This is a genomic window from Fibrella forsythiae (assembly GCF_017353175.1).
Taxonomy (GTDB): Bacteria; Bacteroidota; Bacteroidia; order Cytophagales; family Spirosomataceae; genus Fibrella; species Fibrella forsythiae.
Genome location: NZ_JAFMYW010000012.1, coordinates 37,568 through 52,169, shown reverse-complemented (window position 1 = coordinate 52,169; position 14,602 = coordinate 37,568). Strand labels below are relative to the sequence as shown.

Genomic DNA, 14,602 nt, shown 5'->3' with positions numbered 1-14,602 from the left:
GTTCGCCCTCCATCCGTCTGTTCTTGAGAACCATACGCCACGCGGCCACGCTCGTATCAACAGCTCGGTGATGTCTTCACGCCCCGCTCCCGCAATTCATCAGCGATCCGGGGGCTACCGTACCGAGACTCGCTCTGGGCATGTAGCGGTCGAATGTCGTCCAGCAACTGAGCTTGTTTTAGTTGCCTAATGCCAATCGGATGCTTACGCCAGTAATAGTACCCACTGCTACTGACTTTCAGTGCCTTACACATTTTCTCAACCGCAGCGGCGGACGGTAGGAAACTGATTGGCATGTTCCGCAATAAATCGGAAAATTTCCCCGGTCCGCCGCTGCGGTCTCCCCTGGCGAAGAGGCCGACTGCCGGGGTATATCGCGCTCAAGCTGATCGTCTTTCAGTTCGTTCTGTACTCGTCGGATCAGTTTCTGCTCCTCGCTTAGCCCGGTGGCCGCAGTTGCAAACTGACCAGGGCTTTTGTGGCTTTGTCGCCATTTAGTGACCCGACTGGAGTCAATGCCGAGCTCCTGGGCAGCTTCCTGCACGGAACCTTTGGGGTGGGACAACTCGACAGCCATCCGCTTGAAGGCCTCGTCAAAAAGACGTCTAATCTTCAGGGGAACTTGCGGACTTCCCCCAAAGTGCTTAAAATCCGTCTCCAGGCAAATGTAGCAAGTCCACCACCAGTCCACTAAGCCTAAAGAATCAGACTACTCTGGGTCGATCAGCAAGAGCGCTTTGACCTCCGCCACCTGCCTATTCGGGACCGATCCTGCCCGCAACAGAATTCGGTGATGGCCCTTGGGTAGCTTAAGCTTGCCCATCCTCAGCCAAGCCCAGGGCTTTTCATAGACTTCTTTACGGGGAATTCGGTCGGGGCTGAGTTTGAGGGGTGGGTCGTAACTGGTTCGTAACGTTTGGTGTAGCCGCTCGTTTGCGGCCGTAAGAAGCAGGGTCGTTCCAAGCGCGGCATTCCGGGCAGTGTATTGTAGACTAAATTGATAGACCCCTGGCCGTTCTACGGCCACATCCCACCAAATTGAATCGGCGGGTGACTGCCAGTTAATGAGCCAGTCATTAGCCCAGCCGCTGCCCTGTTTGTAACGTACCTGACCCGAAAAATGAGCTTCCGGTGCCTGCAATAAGACCCGTCGACTCGCCACTGGCACCGGCCTGGAAGAGCTTAAGGATTGAGATACGTCCCGGAACCAGCCATCGTAGGCGACTTGTAGCGTTCGCACCTGTTGGGGTTGTTCAGTGGCCAGATCTGTTAACTGCGACGGATCGCGAAGCATATCGTACAAGTGGAGCTGCTCCTTTTGTCGCACCAAACGGTACTGCGCCGTGCGAACAGCCCCTGGCTCGGCCGGGAGGCCACTCTGGCTCATTCCGCCAACGTGCGTGAACAGCATCCGATCAGCCAGCGTATCGGTCCGGCCCAGCAACAGGTCCGCCAGGCTGCGGCCATCGATGGGGTTGGTGGCCACAAAGCGCAGCCCACACAAGCTGACTAGCGTCGGTAGCAGATCGATGTGAGCTGTATTAGGTCGAATCCGGCTTTGGGGGCGTATCTTTCCTGGCCATCGCACGAATAGCGGCACTCGCACACCCCCTTCGTCGACCGCCCCTTTAATTCCCTTCATCGCCCCATTGAAGCGGTGGCCATTGGGGCCATTATCGGTCGCAAATACCACAATTGTGTTTTGAGCTAAACTTAGCTGGTCCAGCCTCGCCAATAGCCGCCCCACGTTATCATCTACGTTCTCAACCATGCCATAGATACTGGCTAGCTCATCGTCCAGGCCCTTGGCTTTGTACTTATCAAAATACCGGTCAGCTACCTGGTGGGGGCTGTGGGGGGCATTAAACGGCACATAACAGAAAAAAGGCTGGGTTTTGTGCGTACTGATAAAGTTTAACGCCGCATCGGTCAGTACATCAGTGATAAATCCTTGGGTGGCGACCATCCGGTCATTGTGCTGCAAGTCGGTATCGAAGTAATTATTCCAGTGGCCTGCACAAAAGCCCAGGAATTCATCAAAGCCCTGCCCGTTGGGATCTTCGGGGGCATGTTCGCCATTGTGCCATTTGCCAAAACAGCCTGTGGCATAGCCGTTCTGGCGGAATACCTCGGCCAGGGTGAGTTCCGTACTACGCATGCGTTCCCACCCCTGAGTAACCGAAACCGTACCTGTACGCAGGTGGTAGCGGCCCGTAAGCAGGCTGGCACGGGTGGGAGCACAGAGCGGGCTGACGAAAAAGTGCTCGAACTGGGCTCCGTTGCGGGCGAGCCGGTCGAGATTGGGCGTTTCTACCAAGTGGTTCCCATGAAGGCTTAGGTCGCCCCAGCCCTGGTCGTCTGTTAAGATGAACACTACGTTGGGCCTGGGGACGGGAGCTGGCCCCCTTGCTATCCATGCACCGATGACCAGCGCAGTCATAGCTATCCAAAGAGGAGTTTTCATCGCTAACTAGTAGTTGGTTGATTCAAGTCTATTCACAACGACTCTGCGGGCAATTTCGTAATTAAGACTTACTTTAGACGCCCATTTTTGCCTTACGGTTGGCTTATTTATATCGTTTAGGATAGAGACTTTTACTAGTCCTAAGGGGATTGCCACCAAGTCGAATGTAAGATAACAGCTGACTTAATTGGTCAGGCAGTCTAAAGCCTGGCATTTTGAAAAGGATCCTAAGAATTGGGCTAGCGAATCAAGGTAACGAAGCTAGCATAGCGCTCGAACTTTCTATCATCCGAAATCAGCGTTAGTTGCTCGGCTTGGGCTGTGGCCAGTAATAAGCGATCGAATGGATCTCGGTGTATAGTGGTCCCCAAAAACTGGACAGGTAGTGTAACCTGAATCGTCAAGCACCTATCTGCAAAATGTCCAAATATGACCAAGTCAATCCGTCGTGTTCCCTACGCGGCTTTCTAAACCAAGAGTGGCAACAGGAGCACTTACCCGCGCTTAAAAAAAGCTAGGGCAGAGGGCCGTGTCATTGCCTTGATGAGTCTGCTTGTTACTTACTGCCCTTGCTAGCCAATACATGGGTACCGAAAGGCTAAACCCCACTTATAATGGAGCAAGCAGGACGCACTCACCCGAGCCTGATTGCAGCCATTGCCCCCAATGGACGGATCTACCTGGGTGGCCAAGACCGGTCCTTCACTAGCCAAGACATCGTCTGGTTTTTGGATCGCTTGTGTAGCCGCTACCGCAAACGAAACTTGTTGGTGATTTGGCCGGGCCGCCGTTGCGGATGGGGCAGCCATTCATCGTAGTCAAATGGTCAAAGACTGGCTCAGCCAGCGGGCGGGTAGAGTCCATTTAGAACGCTTACCAGCCTATAGTCCAGAGCGGTCCGCCGCCGCGGTTGAATCCGGTCGAATTGCTATGGAGCCACCTGAAGCGAAGCCTAAAAAACCAAGTCTTTATCAACTTGGAGCAACTGACTAAAGCGGTGATCGTTCAGTTAACTCAGTTGCGAGCTAATCCCCAACTCATTACTGCCTTCTTTCGTAAAAGAGAGGTAGCTTTCTTTACAGACTAATTCACGTGTCAATAATGGTTTGGGGCAGATTAATATGAAGATCTACTATTCTGTACGCGTCATTTCTGGTAGATATACTAATATTGACCATCTATGTCTGGAAATAGCCAGGTCACTTAGTATTCCAACAGGTCTGTACAAACTAGTCGGAATAGCTGATTCCCCTTCACTTTACATACGTTAAACGTCCGTTTAAGAGGTGTAAATTAACTGATCATACCTATAAAATCGTTCACACGGTTTGTAGGTAAATGGCTTCGAGTTCGTTGGCCGTTAGGTCACGAGCTTCCAGGGATTCTACCAGATGACCCGCCCGCATGATGCCGATGCGAGTCCCCACTTCGCGCGCCCGGAAAATGTCGTGGGTCGCCATCAAAATAGCCGTGCCGCCCTGGGCCAGGCCCATCAGAATGTCCGAAAACTCGTTGCTGGCTTTGGGGTCGAGGCCGCTCGTGGGTTCGTCGAGCAGCAGGGCTTTGGCTTGTTTGGCCAGGGCAATGGCGATACCTACTTTCTGGCGCATCCCTTTCGAATACGTACCCACCCGTCTGTTGTGGGCGTCGGTTTGCAGTCCGGCGCGGCTCAACAGGCTGTGCAGTTCGTCGGACGTGTGGCGAAAACCGGCCAGCTGGGAAAAAAAATCGAGGTTTTCCGTTCCCGTCAGGTTGGAGTATAGCATGACCGTTTCAGGTAGGTAGGCCAGAAACTTCTTAGTCTCCTGCGGATGGTCGGCCACGTTGAGCCTGTTGATCAGTGCCTGACCCGAGGTGGGTTGCAGGAAGCCCAGGAATAGATTGATGGTGGTGGTTTTACCCGCCCCGTTCTGGCCGAGCAAACAATAGATTTCTCCCGGCTGAACGCTCAGGTTCAGGGTATCGAGCGAAGGTGGCTGACCCGGAACGTACTGCTTGGTTAAGTTAATAGCTTGTAACATAGGATGTTTCGGTGTTTATAGGTGATAGATCGTTTGGCGGAACCGGAACCACCCCAGACCCGCAACCAGCGCGATGAACAGCATCAATGGCCCTAAAGTCGATAGCGGATGAATCGGTGCCTCATCGGTAAAGGTGTCGACCTGGAAAGCTGTCCATTTCTCGGTCAGAACCGGGGCATTCGTAAAGATTTTGGGGTAGAAATAGAGCCGCATTTTCTCGTGAAACTGACCGGTGTAGTCCATGAACCGAAGCTGATTGCCCAATCCCGACCGGGCCAGCTCGCCGAGCTGAAGTTGGGTGTGCAGGCTTGGTATGAACTGAGCGATAGTCCGGCTGGCCCTTTCGCGTTGCTCCAGTTTTTGTCGCAGTTCGCGCGCCTGTCCGGCCGATTCATCGTCGCCCAGTTGTTGCATGGCGTAATACCATCGCCAGTCGGTAGGCATTTGGGCGGTCGGCACCTGCCTGAACTGCGGGTAATGGGCATAAAACTTCTCGACCGTTTCCGTTTTGTCGGTATCCCATTTTTCGTGGTAGCCTTTGCGCTGGGCCAGGGTGGTAGCTTGGGCTTCAGGTACGGGATAGCGGACGGTAATGTAGTTGTTGACGCCCGCCGGTAACACAATGAGCAGCCCCAGCCAGATACCGAGCAGCAAAATGGCGTTGGTGCTGGACCGGCGTTGCAACGAAGCGACCCAAAAACAAATGCTAAACCAGAGCAGTATGTAGCCCACCGACGTACCCAGGAAAAGCCTCAATGAACCATCCAGCGGAATATCTAACAGGGCGATAGCCAGTGCGATAAGGAGCAACAGCATGGCCATGACCACCGCCAGCCGGAGTAAAAAAAGCCCACCAACAAACCCCAGCAGGTGTCGACTTTGAACGGCGACGATCGACCAGGTGCCGTTTTCTTTTTCGTTCGAAATAATCGAGTACGTGAAAGCAATAATCAGCAGGGGAAACAGATAGACCAGTACGAAACTGAAATCGACATTGCCCAAGAGCAGATTGGCAGGGTTGGTCAGATCGGCATCGTATTTTTGGCCCTCCAGCCCCCGAATAGTTACGCTCTGCACCGACCCATTCACGTCGCGCTGCCCGATAGCCAGGGCCGTCAGGGGGCGGGCTTCATTGATGACTGAGAATTTAAGGTAATACAGCAACAGCCCCATATCATCGCGGTGCTGAGCCGCTTGACGGGGAAAGTCGGTTTGCTGAAACTGGATCACGTCGGCAATGCCTTGCTGCTGCCGCTGCGCGAATTGTTTCCCCACAAACAGGGAGGTGACACCGATTGCCAGCAAAAAAACTAGCCCGATGCGAATGCCGCCTGAACGAATAAACTGGATGAACGCAAGTCGGATCATATCAAATAGCGGTTAAGGTTTTGGTGAATCGCCAGGCTATGAGTCCCAGCAGCCCCGCCCAGAAAGCAAATGCCAGCAGCGAGATGGCTTCGTGCTCAAACACGCGCGCGACGCCGGGCGACAGGTACGTAAAGTCGGGGATTTCCTCCCAGTGGTGCCTATCGATTTGATACGGTTTATCAGTTGGCCCCGGCTTCTTATTACTGATCAGTTCGATCTGTAAGCCATTGAGCTTCTGGGCCATATCGTAGCGGTATTGCTCGGCCTGCCGTTGAAAATCGACGTAACTGGCAAAGTCCGTTCCCGACAGGGCCATCGACAAGTTGCGGACGGCCAGGTAGGGGTTCACAATTGCCATCGCTTTCGAGAAGCGGTTTTGCTGGTTGTAAATCGTCAGCAAGCGCCCAAAATGGTCATTGTAAAGACGGGCGCTTATTCTCTCGCCCTCGGTCATCACAAACCCGCTGTAGTTGAACGGCAGCTTCTGCACCGAATCGACCCCATAGGCCGTGAGGAGTGAATCTCTGAGCCCTTTATAATGCGGGTCGCCCGGGTTGTGGCTGTCGCCTTCTTTCAGCACATCGGCCTGAATATCGGCCAGAAACTTCGCCTTCGACGGGGCCGGGTACAGGTACGACCCCAGAGCCTGGGAGGCTCTGGGCAACACTAGGGTGAGCATCAGCCAAAGGCCAATCAGCGACACCAGGGCGGTTTTAGCCGTTTTGCTGCGGGCCGACACCAGTACGGCGATGACACAGAACAGGTTCAGGTACAGGAAATAAGCAACCATCAGCAGTAGCAGCCGGATGGTCTGATCGGCGCTGACTTGCCCACTCTGTAATCCAAACCACAGCAAACCGGTGACCACCATCGCCGGGCCGTAGAGGCTCAGCATCACGGCCAGTAATCCCAGGCTTTTACCCACCAGCAGTCGCTGCCAACTGACGCCTTGACTCAGTAGCAGCTTCAACGTACCCGTTTCGCGGTCGGTGGCTACCGTTCCGAAGCCCACGAAAAACAGCAGCAGGGGCAGCAGCAGTTGCAGCACCATCGCCATACTGATCTCGCCAAACCGGAGCAGGCCCGTGGAGAAGCCTGCTTCCGAAAAGTTGACGCTGTTTTGCTTGTGGGCTTCCAGAAAAATAGTGTTGCCCAAAAAGCTCTCCATCCCGAAATCGAACATACTCAGTGGGGCTTTGGGCCGGAACGCAAAATGGCCGTAGTGCGCCATACGGTGCGGGTGCTTGTCGGGGTTAGAAAGCCAGTCCTGCCGGGCCTGTTGCTGGTACCGTCGGCCCGTCTCGTTCTGCTGCCGAAAGCTTACCCAGCCCGTCACGGCTGCGTAGGCGAGCAACAGACCGATCCCGATCAGTAGGCCAAAAACGGCCCGATTTTTAAAAGCCGTTGCCCAGACCTGCCGGGCAATCAGTCGTTGAGTTCGTAGCATGGTCACTTAAAATCGATACGTCAGGGTCAGCATCGTGTTGCGGGGCGCACCGGGGAACAATCGAAGGTAGTTTTGGGCACCGACCCAATATGTCTGGTTGGTCAGGTTGTTGATATTCAGAGCCACCTGCACACTGCTTTTGGCGGGGGTATAGTAGAGCGCCATGTCCAGGAGGGTGTAGGCGGGCACGTCGAACGCACGCGAGAACCAGGGAATCTTGCTGCCGCTATGCTGCACGCCAAACCCGATGCCCAAATCGCTCAGCGCCGAGTTGGGTGCGAAGTTGTAGCGCATCCAGAGATTACTGCTGTGGCGGGGCGTGTTCTGCTTCCGCGCCCCAACCAGACTCGCCTCGTTGTCGCTGACAATGATGGCGTCGATGTAGCTGTACGACGCATTGATTTGCCAGTTGGGCAGCAGATACCCGGCCACGTCCATCTCGAAGCCCCGGCTGCGCTCAGCCCCGCGCGTCACCAGCGAATCGGGGAAAGTGGGCAGGTTGGCGTTGAGCAGTAGGTTGAGCTGATTGATCTCGTAGACAGCCGCGTTCAGGCTGATGCGCCCGCCGAAAAATTGAGCTTTGGCCCCGATTTCTTTTAGGTCGCTGCGCAAGGGCTCGAACAGGTTGGCCGATTTGGCTGTATTGAAAAAGCTGCTCGTGTTGGGGAGCAGCGTCACCGTATTCGACTGTCCCTGAAAACCTTCCAGGTATGTGCCGTAGAGGTTCAGGTTAGGCGTGAGCGAATAAGTCAGGCCCAAACGGGGCAGCAGGGCGGTTTTGGTAAACGACGTTTCGCCGGGCGACTGGTAATTGGTGATGTCTTGGAACGACTCGTAACGCAGCCCCAACAGCAGCCGAATCTTGTTCCAGCGGAATTGCTCCTGGGCGTAAACGGCCTGGGTGGTAGTGAGTGCAGCCGGGAGCGGTGTCCGAGCATTGATCACGTAATCGTTGATATTACGAATTGTATAGTTGGGGTTATTCAGGTCGAAGTAGGTCACGTTGGGGCGCGGCAAGGTGACGCCGCTAGCGGTAATGGTCTGGTAGTTAGCTGCGTTGGCCAGTACGAACGAACCGGCTACCGAGCCATCTTTCAGTAGGAACCCCCGGGCGGCATTTTGCCCGCCCCCTTTCAGCTTTTGCCAGTCCGAGAGGTCGTAGCCGACCAGCAGGTTGTGGGTTGCCCCACCGGTATTAAAGTTGACATTAACGTAGGCATTCAGGTTGTCGACGTTCCAGTACTGCTTTCGCTGCACAAACTGCATGGCGGCCAGCGAGGTAACCGGTTTACCCGTCATGTCGCTGGCGAAGGCATTGGTGGTGCGGTGTTCCTGCAAATCTTCTTCCCAGGACTGCTTCATGTATGACACGTTGACGCTGATGCGGTCGGTGAATTTATGGGCCAGGTTACCGGTGATGATCAGTTCTTTCGAGGCGAAAAAGTCATTGCCGGCCCCCAGATTCAGGCTGATAGGCGTGCTGTTCAGGGTTGTTACGCCCGCTACCGCTCCAAAAATGGGTTGTCCCCGGTCAAGATTACCGTTGGCCCGGCTCAGGATCAGCTCGGCGTTGAGGGCCGTTTTTGGGTTGGGAATGTAGGAGAACGAGGGCGAGAACAGCAAGGCATTGTTGCGCACCAGATCGCGGTAGCTGCGGGCTTCCTGATAGGTTCCGTTGACGCGGTAGAGCAGGGTTTTGCTCGCGTTGAGTGGGCCCGTAAAATCGAGCGTACCGCGCATGGTGCTGAAGCTACCCGCGCTCAGGCTCACCTCTTTCCGGTCGACGGTCAGCGGTTTTTTGGTTACCAGATTGATACTGCCACCCGGATCGGCCGACGAAAACGACGCACTAGCCGGACCTTTGAGCACCTCGACCCGCTCGACGTTGGTGGTCAGCGGCTGCAAAAAATAATACTGCCGGGTGCGCATGCCGTTGATAATCTGGCCTTCTTCGTTCTGGCTGATGCCCCGAATGGCGTACTGATTGTAGAAGCTTGAGGGCGTTACGCCACTCACAATTTTCACCGCATCGGCCAGCTGAAAGGCTTGCCGGTCGGCCATCAGTTCTTTAGTGACCGTGCCAATCGACTGTGGAATGTCTTTGTTTAGCGTAGCTGTTTTGGTGGCCGAAAAGGAGTAGTCGCTGTTGTAATCTTTCGCTACGCGCCCCACGACTTCCACGGTCTGAAGCTGGGCGACTTCGGGCATGAGTTCAATCGTAAAAAATCGCTCCCGTGCCTTCACCGTCGTGGTTCTGAACCCGATAAACGAGACTTGCAACGTACCTGTAGGGGTAGCATCGAGGGTGAATTTTCCCAGGCTATCGGTGGCCGTGCCTGTATTTGTGCCAAGGAACTTCACGGTCGCCCCCGGCACGGGCGTACCCGATTGGGCGTCGATAACAAGGCCGGTGATGGTTTGCGCCTGGAGCGTATACATGGCCAGCGCAAAAAAGAGGGTAAAGAGGTGTTTCATTTTTTGAATATTATGGTGATTAAAACGGCCATAGCTTTCCCGGCCACACGATTTTCGTGCAGGAGCAGTTGGCCAGCTAGGGTGTTTGATTAAATTGGTTTCGTTACGGTTTCCAGACGGGACTGGATCTGTTTGATGGCGTTAAGCGTTTCGCGTTGCAGGTCGCGCATCTGGTCAGCGGGTAAGTCTTTCAGGGTAGCGTCCGCGTGTTTGTGTTTACCGTGATGCGGTCCGCCGGTGCGGTGAGTGTGGTTATGCGGCATCCCCGGCACTTCAACCAGATTCGCCTCCCATTCTTCAAAAGCTGATTTTAGGCTGTCGAGCGTAGCCATTCTGGCTTCCGTAGCGGGCATTTTAGCGACCATCATCACCGTTTTCAGCGAGTCTATCTGCTCGATCTTTGGCTCAATGTCGGCCTGAATGGCTGTGGCCTGTTCGTGGTAACGCGCCGCTTCTTCCAGCGCCGGGTCTTTTTTGTCGGTCGACGAACAGGCCAATAGCAAGCCGGTCAGTACGAGTGCGTAAGCGGAATAGGTAATGGGCATAGCCTGGATGAATTTTCAGGTAAATTAACGCTTATGCAACTACGTTGCAAATATTGATTGAATTAGGTGATTTATCTTAGATTCGTCATAGGCTGTTTGTCAGTTAATATCGAACGTACCTGTTGGTCAGGCCCCTGTAACCTGAACGCGTCGCTTCAGGTCTTCGGTGAGCAATTCCCGATTGATCCAGGCGGCGGCTTTAGAACCGTTGGCAACAGCTACTGCCACCTGCCGGAACGGCGTGGTGATATCACCGGCGGCAACTAGGCCAGGTACGTTGGTCTCGCCAAATTCAGTCGCCTGAACGAAGTTAGTTTCGGTTAATACGCACCCTAACTGGGCGGCAATGTTGGTATGGTGCCCGAAGAGAACACGCGAGAAAATCGCTATTGGATACGCCCGCGTTTGGTCGGTGAAGAGCAGCGCTGTTAACTGACCCGCATCGTGTTCAATGGCTTTGAGGGGAGTTTCTATCAGGGGAATCTGGAGCTGAACCAGCGTTTGCCGTTGCGCATCAGTCAGCGTCGATGGGCCGTTGGTGTACAGGGTCAGCTGATTCGTCCAGTGTTGAATCAGGGTGGCCATTTCGTAGCCCATTTCGCCATTGGCCAGTACACCCAGCGGCTGACTATGCACTTCGTAGCCGTGGCAGTAGTGGCAGTGCAACACTGAACGGCCCCAGCACTCGGCGAAGCCCGGCAGGTTGGGCATGATGTCGGCCACCCCCGTTGCCAGTAGTAGTTTCCGGGACGAAAAAACGACGCCATCAGCTGTTGTAACTGTAAATCCGTTGGGCGTTTGCGTGGCAGAAACCACGGTATCGCTCCAAAACTGAATGCTTGGGTAGTAGCTCACCTGCTTGCGGGCGACGGCCAGAAGCTGAGTCGGCGTTTCGGCATTGCGGGTCAGGAAACCATGCGAATGAAGCGTTTGGCGATTGCAGGGTTTGCCTGCGTCGATCACGAGCACCCGGCGTAAGGAGCGACCAAGCAGCATGGCTGCACTAAGCCCGGCATTGCTGCCACCCACAATGATGACATCATATGGTTGGTTCACGTTCATGCTGTTTTAGAATCACTATTTATTCCCAGACGGGGAAGGGGTCTTTAAAAGGGCCTTTGTTGTCCATATGCGCTAGTTCCATATCCGTACACAGACAGTCCTGTAACTCGGCCAGAATTTGCGCCTGTTGCAGGTCCTGCCCAATAATGACCAGCTCATTTTGCCGGTCGCCGTAGCGTTTGTGCCAGCGCGATTCTATGCTTTTCTGATTCTCCTGAAAGGAAGCATACTGGGTACGTTGCCCGAAAGGCATAGACGCCCACCAAACACCCGCCCGCTCGGCCCGCAGGCTCCCCCCGGCCTGACTGAAGTTCAGGGCATCGTTGGGGCGCGAAGCCAGCCAGAACAGGCCCTTGCTGCGAATGATGCCCGCCGGAAAGTGTTCGCGTAGGTACCGCCAGAACCGAACCGGATGAAACGGCCGACGGTCGCGGAAAACAAACGAAGTAATGCCATATTCTTCCGTTTCGGGCGTGTGGGCAATGCCGTTGGCGTGGTTCTGGAGTTCCTGAATCCAGCCCGCCGATTGTGAGGCTTCCTCAAAATCAAACAAATGGGTATTAAGAATCTGAGCCGGGTCGACCTTCGAGAACGTAGATTCGATGAGCCGCGCTTTTGGATTCAGCTTGTGCAAAATGGCTTTCAGTTCACCCACCCGGTGACGGCTCAGCAGATCGGTTTTGTTGATGATGATGACGTTGGCAAACTCGATCTGCTCGGTCAGCAGGTTTACGATCGTGCGCGTGTCGGCCGGGTCACTATTGAGCTCACGGTCAAACACGTTGTCGGTTGAGCCAAAGTCGGCGGGAAAGTTAAACGCGTCGACTACCGTCACCAGCGTATCGAGCCGGGAGAACCGGGAAAGGTCGATGCCCTTTTCGTCGTCGACAAAGCTGAAGGTCTGGGCTACGGGTAATGGTTCCGAAATGCCGGATGACTCGATCAGCAGGTAATCGAAGCGATTTTCCAGCGCCAGCTTTTCCACTTCCAGCATCAGGTCTTCGCGCAGGGTGCAGCAAATACAGCCGTTGCTCATCTCGACCAGTTTCTCTTCAGTTCTTGACAGCATGTTCTGGTCTTTCACCAGTTGCGCGTCTACGTTTACCTCACTTAGGTCGTTGACAATCACGGCTACTTTCAGACCGGCTTTGTTGTGCAGAATATGATTGAGCAATGTTGTTTTCCCCGCGCCCAGAAAGCCGCTGAGCACAGTTACGGGTAGTTTTTTGGGCAGTTTCATTGGTCAAAGACTGTTAGTGAGCGTGGTGATTACGGCAGTGGTAAATATTGGCAAGGTGGGCTATCACTAACCCGACAGATGCCCCGTAGGCCATATACTCGAAGCGCGGGTCAAGGTCTTCCAGTACTAAGCCAGCGGCAAACAGAGTCAACAAACTCCACAGAGCAAACCGGATCGGGCGAGACGTATGGCGCGTGGCCGACCAGACAGCCACAATGTTGATGGCTATGAAGAGATAATCCAGGCTTAGAAATCCGATCCTCAGCGATTCGTGGTTCAGTAACGTAGAGGTCATCACCAGAACAGGCGTGATGAGGCAATGAATGATGCATAGTATTGAGCCGGTAATGCCAACATAATCTGCTTTTTGCCTGAGTATAGAAGTTTTCATCGCCTGCAAGGGTCTCCTGGTTAAGGTGAGGAACCAGTTATGTGTGCTAAATGCAACAACGTTGCAAATATCGTAAATTTTCAGAAATCAACAAGGTGGCTCGGCCTTATCGGTAATAGTGTTGCACAAGTGATCATTGCTTTTGCACTAACTGCACTAGGAATTAGACAAGCTTTCGGATGGAAGTTGTGATTTGTGCTAACGCCTATCCTGTTGGCTTGATGCCGTAAAAAAGCCTACCCTTAACCGATGGCAAGCAAGTGATTTCGACAGTACAATACCGCTTGACTACCTGGTGAGGAAAAGAGTCAAATTGGCCTTGAGATGCAGTTGTTGAGGAAGTTTGCTGGGTAATCAAATGATTCTTTAGTATACCCTATTGCTGGGATTAGTTGTATGGTGGCACTTCGAGCCTATGAGGTTCACTATAATGATTCTCCCCAACTGAGATCAGAACTTTGAAGCATGCCCCCAATCGATGGATCGAGCACAGACTATTTATTTAATCATACCCACTATTATGCGTGGTTTAAACGCCCGTTTTCCGGGCAACTACCTTGCCTTGCTCGGCTGCGCTGGTTTGCTTCAGTCAAGCGTTTCAGATGGCCATTCCACAGATCAACGTTCTTGTTCAGCGTTACCCTTGAGTTCGTGAGACGATTTCACAACCGTACGGCATTGGTCGCTCGTTTGTAAAATGGCTTCTCCGGCTTAACAAGCCAGCCAGTCCTGTGATAAGCCAGCTTAAAAAGGTAGACCAACTAAGTGTTCGATCAGGCCAGCGCCTCTACCAGCAGCGGGTCTAGTAAACGGATCAGGCGCGCACGCCATCAGGACCAGGATCCTGGCCCCGGCTTTCAGCCCCACCTGGTCTACCAGCAAGGCTACTGGAACCGCGCGGCGAGCCCTTTCATGGAGCTGTTCTTCGAGGCGGACCTCAATAACCTGGTCTGGCACGAGGGAAGCCACATCTACATCAATCCACTGCTGAGTCGGTACCGCGCCCAGATCGACTCGCTGGTGCACTTAGTGCCCGCCAGTGAGGTGCTCACCCGGCAGAACATCACTGACTGGCCCCATTTTGTGGATGAATCGCTGGTGCGCGCTATCTCGCTGGCCCTGCACCGGGTGCACCTGCCCGCCCAGGCCGTCCAGCAGCTGCTGCGGGAGCAGAAGGGTGGTTTTGTCTACACCGATGCGCTGGCGGAACTTATTGTGGCTGACTACGTGCAGACGAGGCGTTACCCGACGTTTGAGGCCTACTTTCCGGTGCTACTTACCAAGTGGGCTGGCCAAAAGCGGACCAATTAGCCGCGCCGGTTTGGCGTGTTTTGAACCGGTTACACCCGTCGTTTCCCGGCAAACAAAGGATAGTTCAAGCGCGATTACTAGGTATAATATTATTTTGATTGACTGCTTATTGGCCAAATAGTCTTCGCTTTAGTTGATTATATTGATTGGTTGAGTATAATTTATTGGCAGGTAAGCCAAATTTATGCAATCCGACATTGAGTGCTTTCCGTAGGTTGGGTTAAAACCGGGTTAATGCGTCTGCGCTCAGTAGCAGGCTCACCGGTCCACTTGTCCAA

13 protein-coding genes are annotated in these 14,602 nt (G+C 53.9%); 1 reads left to right on the top strand and 12 read right to left on the bottom strand.

From position 1 onward, the window contains the following. Positions 1-56 precede the first annotated feature (56 nt). From J2I46_RS33595 to J2I46_RS28445, 12 genes are all read right to left on the bottom strand, one after another. The gene (locus tag J2I46_RS33595; RefSeq protein WP_374758110.1) at positions 57-254 is read right to left on the bottom strand and encodes an IS3 family transposase; all 198 of its coding nucleotides are present in this window, start codon (positions 252-254) and stop codon (positions 57-59) included. Beyond that, complete coding sequence (locus tag J2I46_RS33590) at positions 239-691, bottom strand: transposase (protein ID WP_374758109.1); 453 nt, start codon at positions 689-691, stop codon at positions 239-241. The genes J2I46_RS33595 and J2I46_RS33590 overlap by 16 nt, the downstream gene beginning before the upstream one ends. Before the next feature lie 18 nt (positions 692-709). Then, positions 710-2,464, bottom strand: a complete 1,755-nt coding sequence (locus J2I46_RS28485) for an arylsulfatase (RefSeq protein WP_207332507.1) — start codon at positions 2,462-2,464, stop codon at positions 710-712. A 239-nt stretch (positions 2,465-2,703) separates the two neighbouring features. Beyond that, on the bottom strand, positions 2,704-2,835 hold the full coding sequence (locus J2I46_RS33585) for a PIN domain-containing protein (protein ID WP_374758108.1): 132 nt from the start codon (positions 2,833-2,835) through the stop codon (positions 2,704-2,706). A gap of 948 nt (positions 2,836-3,783) precedes the next feature. Continuing rightward, on the bottom strand, positions 3,784-4,485 hold the full coding sequence (locus J2I46_RS28480; protein ID WP_207332506.1) for an ABC transporter ATP-binding protein: 702 nt from the start codon (positions 4,483-4,485) through the stop codon (positions 3,784-3,786). Between the two features lie 15 nt (positions 4,486-4,500). Next, positions 4,501-5,853: a DUF3526 domain-containing protein gene (locus J2I46_RS28475; RefSeq protein WP_207332505.1), complete on the bottom strand. Its 1,353-nt coding sequence runs from the start codon at positions 5,851-5,853 to the stop codon at positions 4,501-4,503. 1 nt (position 5,854) lies between these two features. After that, complete coding sequence (locus J2I46_RS28470) at positions 5,855-7,300, bottom strand: ABC transporter permease (RefSeq protein ID WP_207332504.1); 1,446 nt, start codon at positions 7,298-7,300, stop codon at positions 5,855-5,857. A 6-nt stretch (positions 7,301-7,306) separates the two neighbouring features. Beyond that, positions 7,307-9,775, bottom strand: coding sequence for a TonB-dependent receptor (locus J2I46_RS28465; protein WP_207332503.1), 2,469 nt, complete (start codon positions 9,773-9,775; stop codon positions 7,307-7,309). Between the two features lie 89 nt (positions 9,776-9,864). Beyond that, on the bottom strand, positions 9,865-10,320 hold the full coding sequence (locus J2I46_RS28460; protein WP_229379999.1) for a hypothetical protein: 456 nt from the start codon (positions 10,318-10,320) through the stop codon (positions 9,865-9,867). A 126-nt stretch (positions 10,321-10,446) separates the two neighbouring features. After that, on the bottom strand, positions 10,447-11,382 hold the full coding sequence (locus J2I46_RS28455) for an NAD(P)/FAD-dependent oxidoreductase (protein WP_207332502.1): 936 nt from the start codon (positions 11,380-11,382) through the stop codon (positions 10,447-10,449). Between the two features lie 19 nt (positions 11,383-11,401). Further along, entirely contained in the window at positions 11,402-12,622 is a 1,221-nt protein-coding gene (locus tag J2I46_RS28450; RefSeq protein ID WP_207332501.1) for a GTP-binding protein, read from the bottom strand. A gap of 13 nt (positions 12,623-12,635) precedes the next feature. Beyond that, positions 12,636-13,013 (bottom strand): MerC domain-containing protein, encoded by a 378-nt coding sequence (locus tag J2I46_RS28445; RefSeq protein ID WP_207332500.1) that lies wholly within the window; start codon positions 13,011-13,013, stop codon positions 12,636-12,638. Positions 13,014-13,925: 912 nt separating this feature from the next. Here J2I46_RS28445 and J2I46_RS28440 point away from each other — a divergent pair. Next, entirely contained in the window at positions 13,926-14,324 is a 399-nt protein-coding gene (locus J2I46_RS28440; protein ID WP_207332499.1) for a DUF4932 domain-containing protein, read from the top strand. Positions 14,325-14,602 lie beyond the last annotated feature (278 nt).

Bases quoted from the DNA above. Each gene is read 5' to 3' on its own strand.
- J2I46_RS28475 (WP_207332505.1), bottom strand. From the start codon at position 5,853: ATGATCCGACTTGCGTTCATCCAGTTTATTCGTTCAGGCGGCATTCGC.
- J2I46_RS28470 (WP_207332504.1), bottom strand. From the start codon at position 7,300: ATGCTACGAACTCAACGACTGATTGCCCGGCAGGTCTGGGCAACGGCT.
- J2I46_RS33595 (WP_374758110.1), bottom strand. From the start codon at position 254: ATGTGTAAGGCACTGAAAGTCAGTAGCAGTGGGTACTATTACTGGCGT.
- J2I46_RS28440 (WP_207332499.1), top strand. From the start codon at position 13,926: ATGGAGCTGTTCTTCGAGGCGGACCTCAATAACCTGGTCTGGCACGAG.
- J2I46_RS28485 (WP_207332507.1), bottom strand. From the start codon at position 2,464: ATGAAAACTCCTCTTTGGATAGCTATGACTGCGCTGGTCATCGGTGCA.
- J2I46_RS28450 (WP_207332501.1), bottom strand. From the start codon at position 12,622: ATGAAACTGCCCAAAAAACTACCCGTAACTGTGCTCAGCGGCTTTCTG.
- J2I46_RS28480 (WP_207332506.1), bottom strand. From the start codon at position 4,485: ATGTTACAAGCTATTAACTTAACCAAGCAGTACGTTCCGGGTCAGCCA.
- J2I46_RS28460 (WP_229379999.1), bottom strand. From the start codon at position 10,320: ATGCCCATTACCTATTCCGCTTACGCACTCGTACTGACCGGCTTGCTA.
- J2I46_RS28455 (WP_207332502.1), bottom strand. From the start codon at position 11,382: ATGAACGTGAACCAACCATATGATGTCATCATTGTGGGTGGCAGCAAT.
- J2I46_RS28465 (WP_207332503.1), bottom strand. From the start codon at position 9,775: ATGAAACACCTCTTTACCCTCTTTTTTGCGCTGGCCATGTATACGCTC.
- J2I46_RS28445 (WP_207332500.1), bottom strand. From the start codon at position 13,013: ATGAAAACTTCTATACTCAGGCAAAAAGCAGATTATGTTGGCATTACC.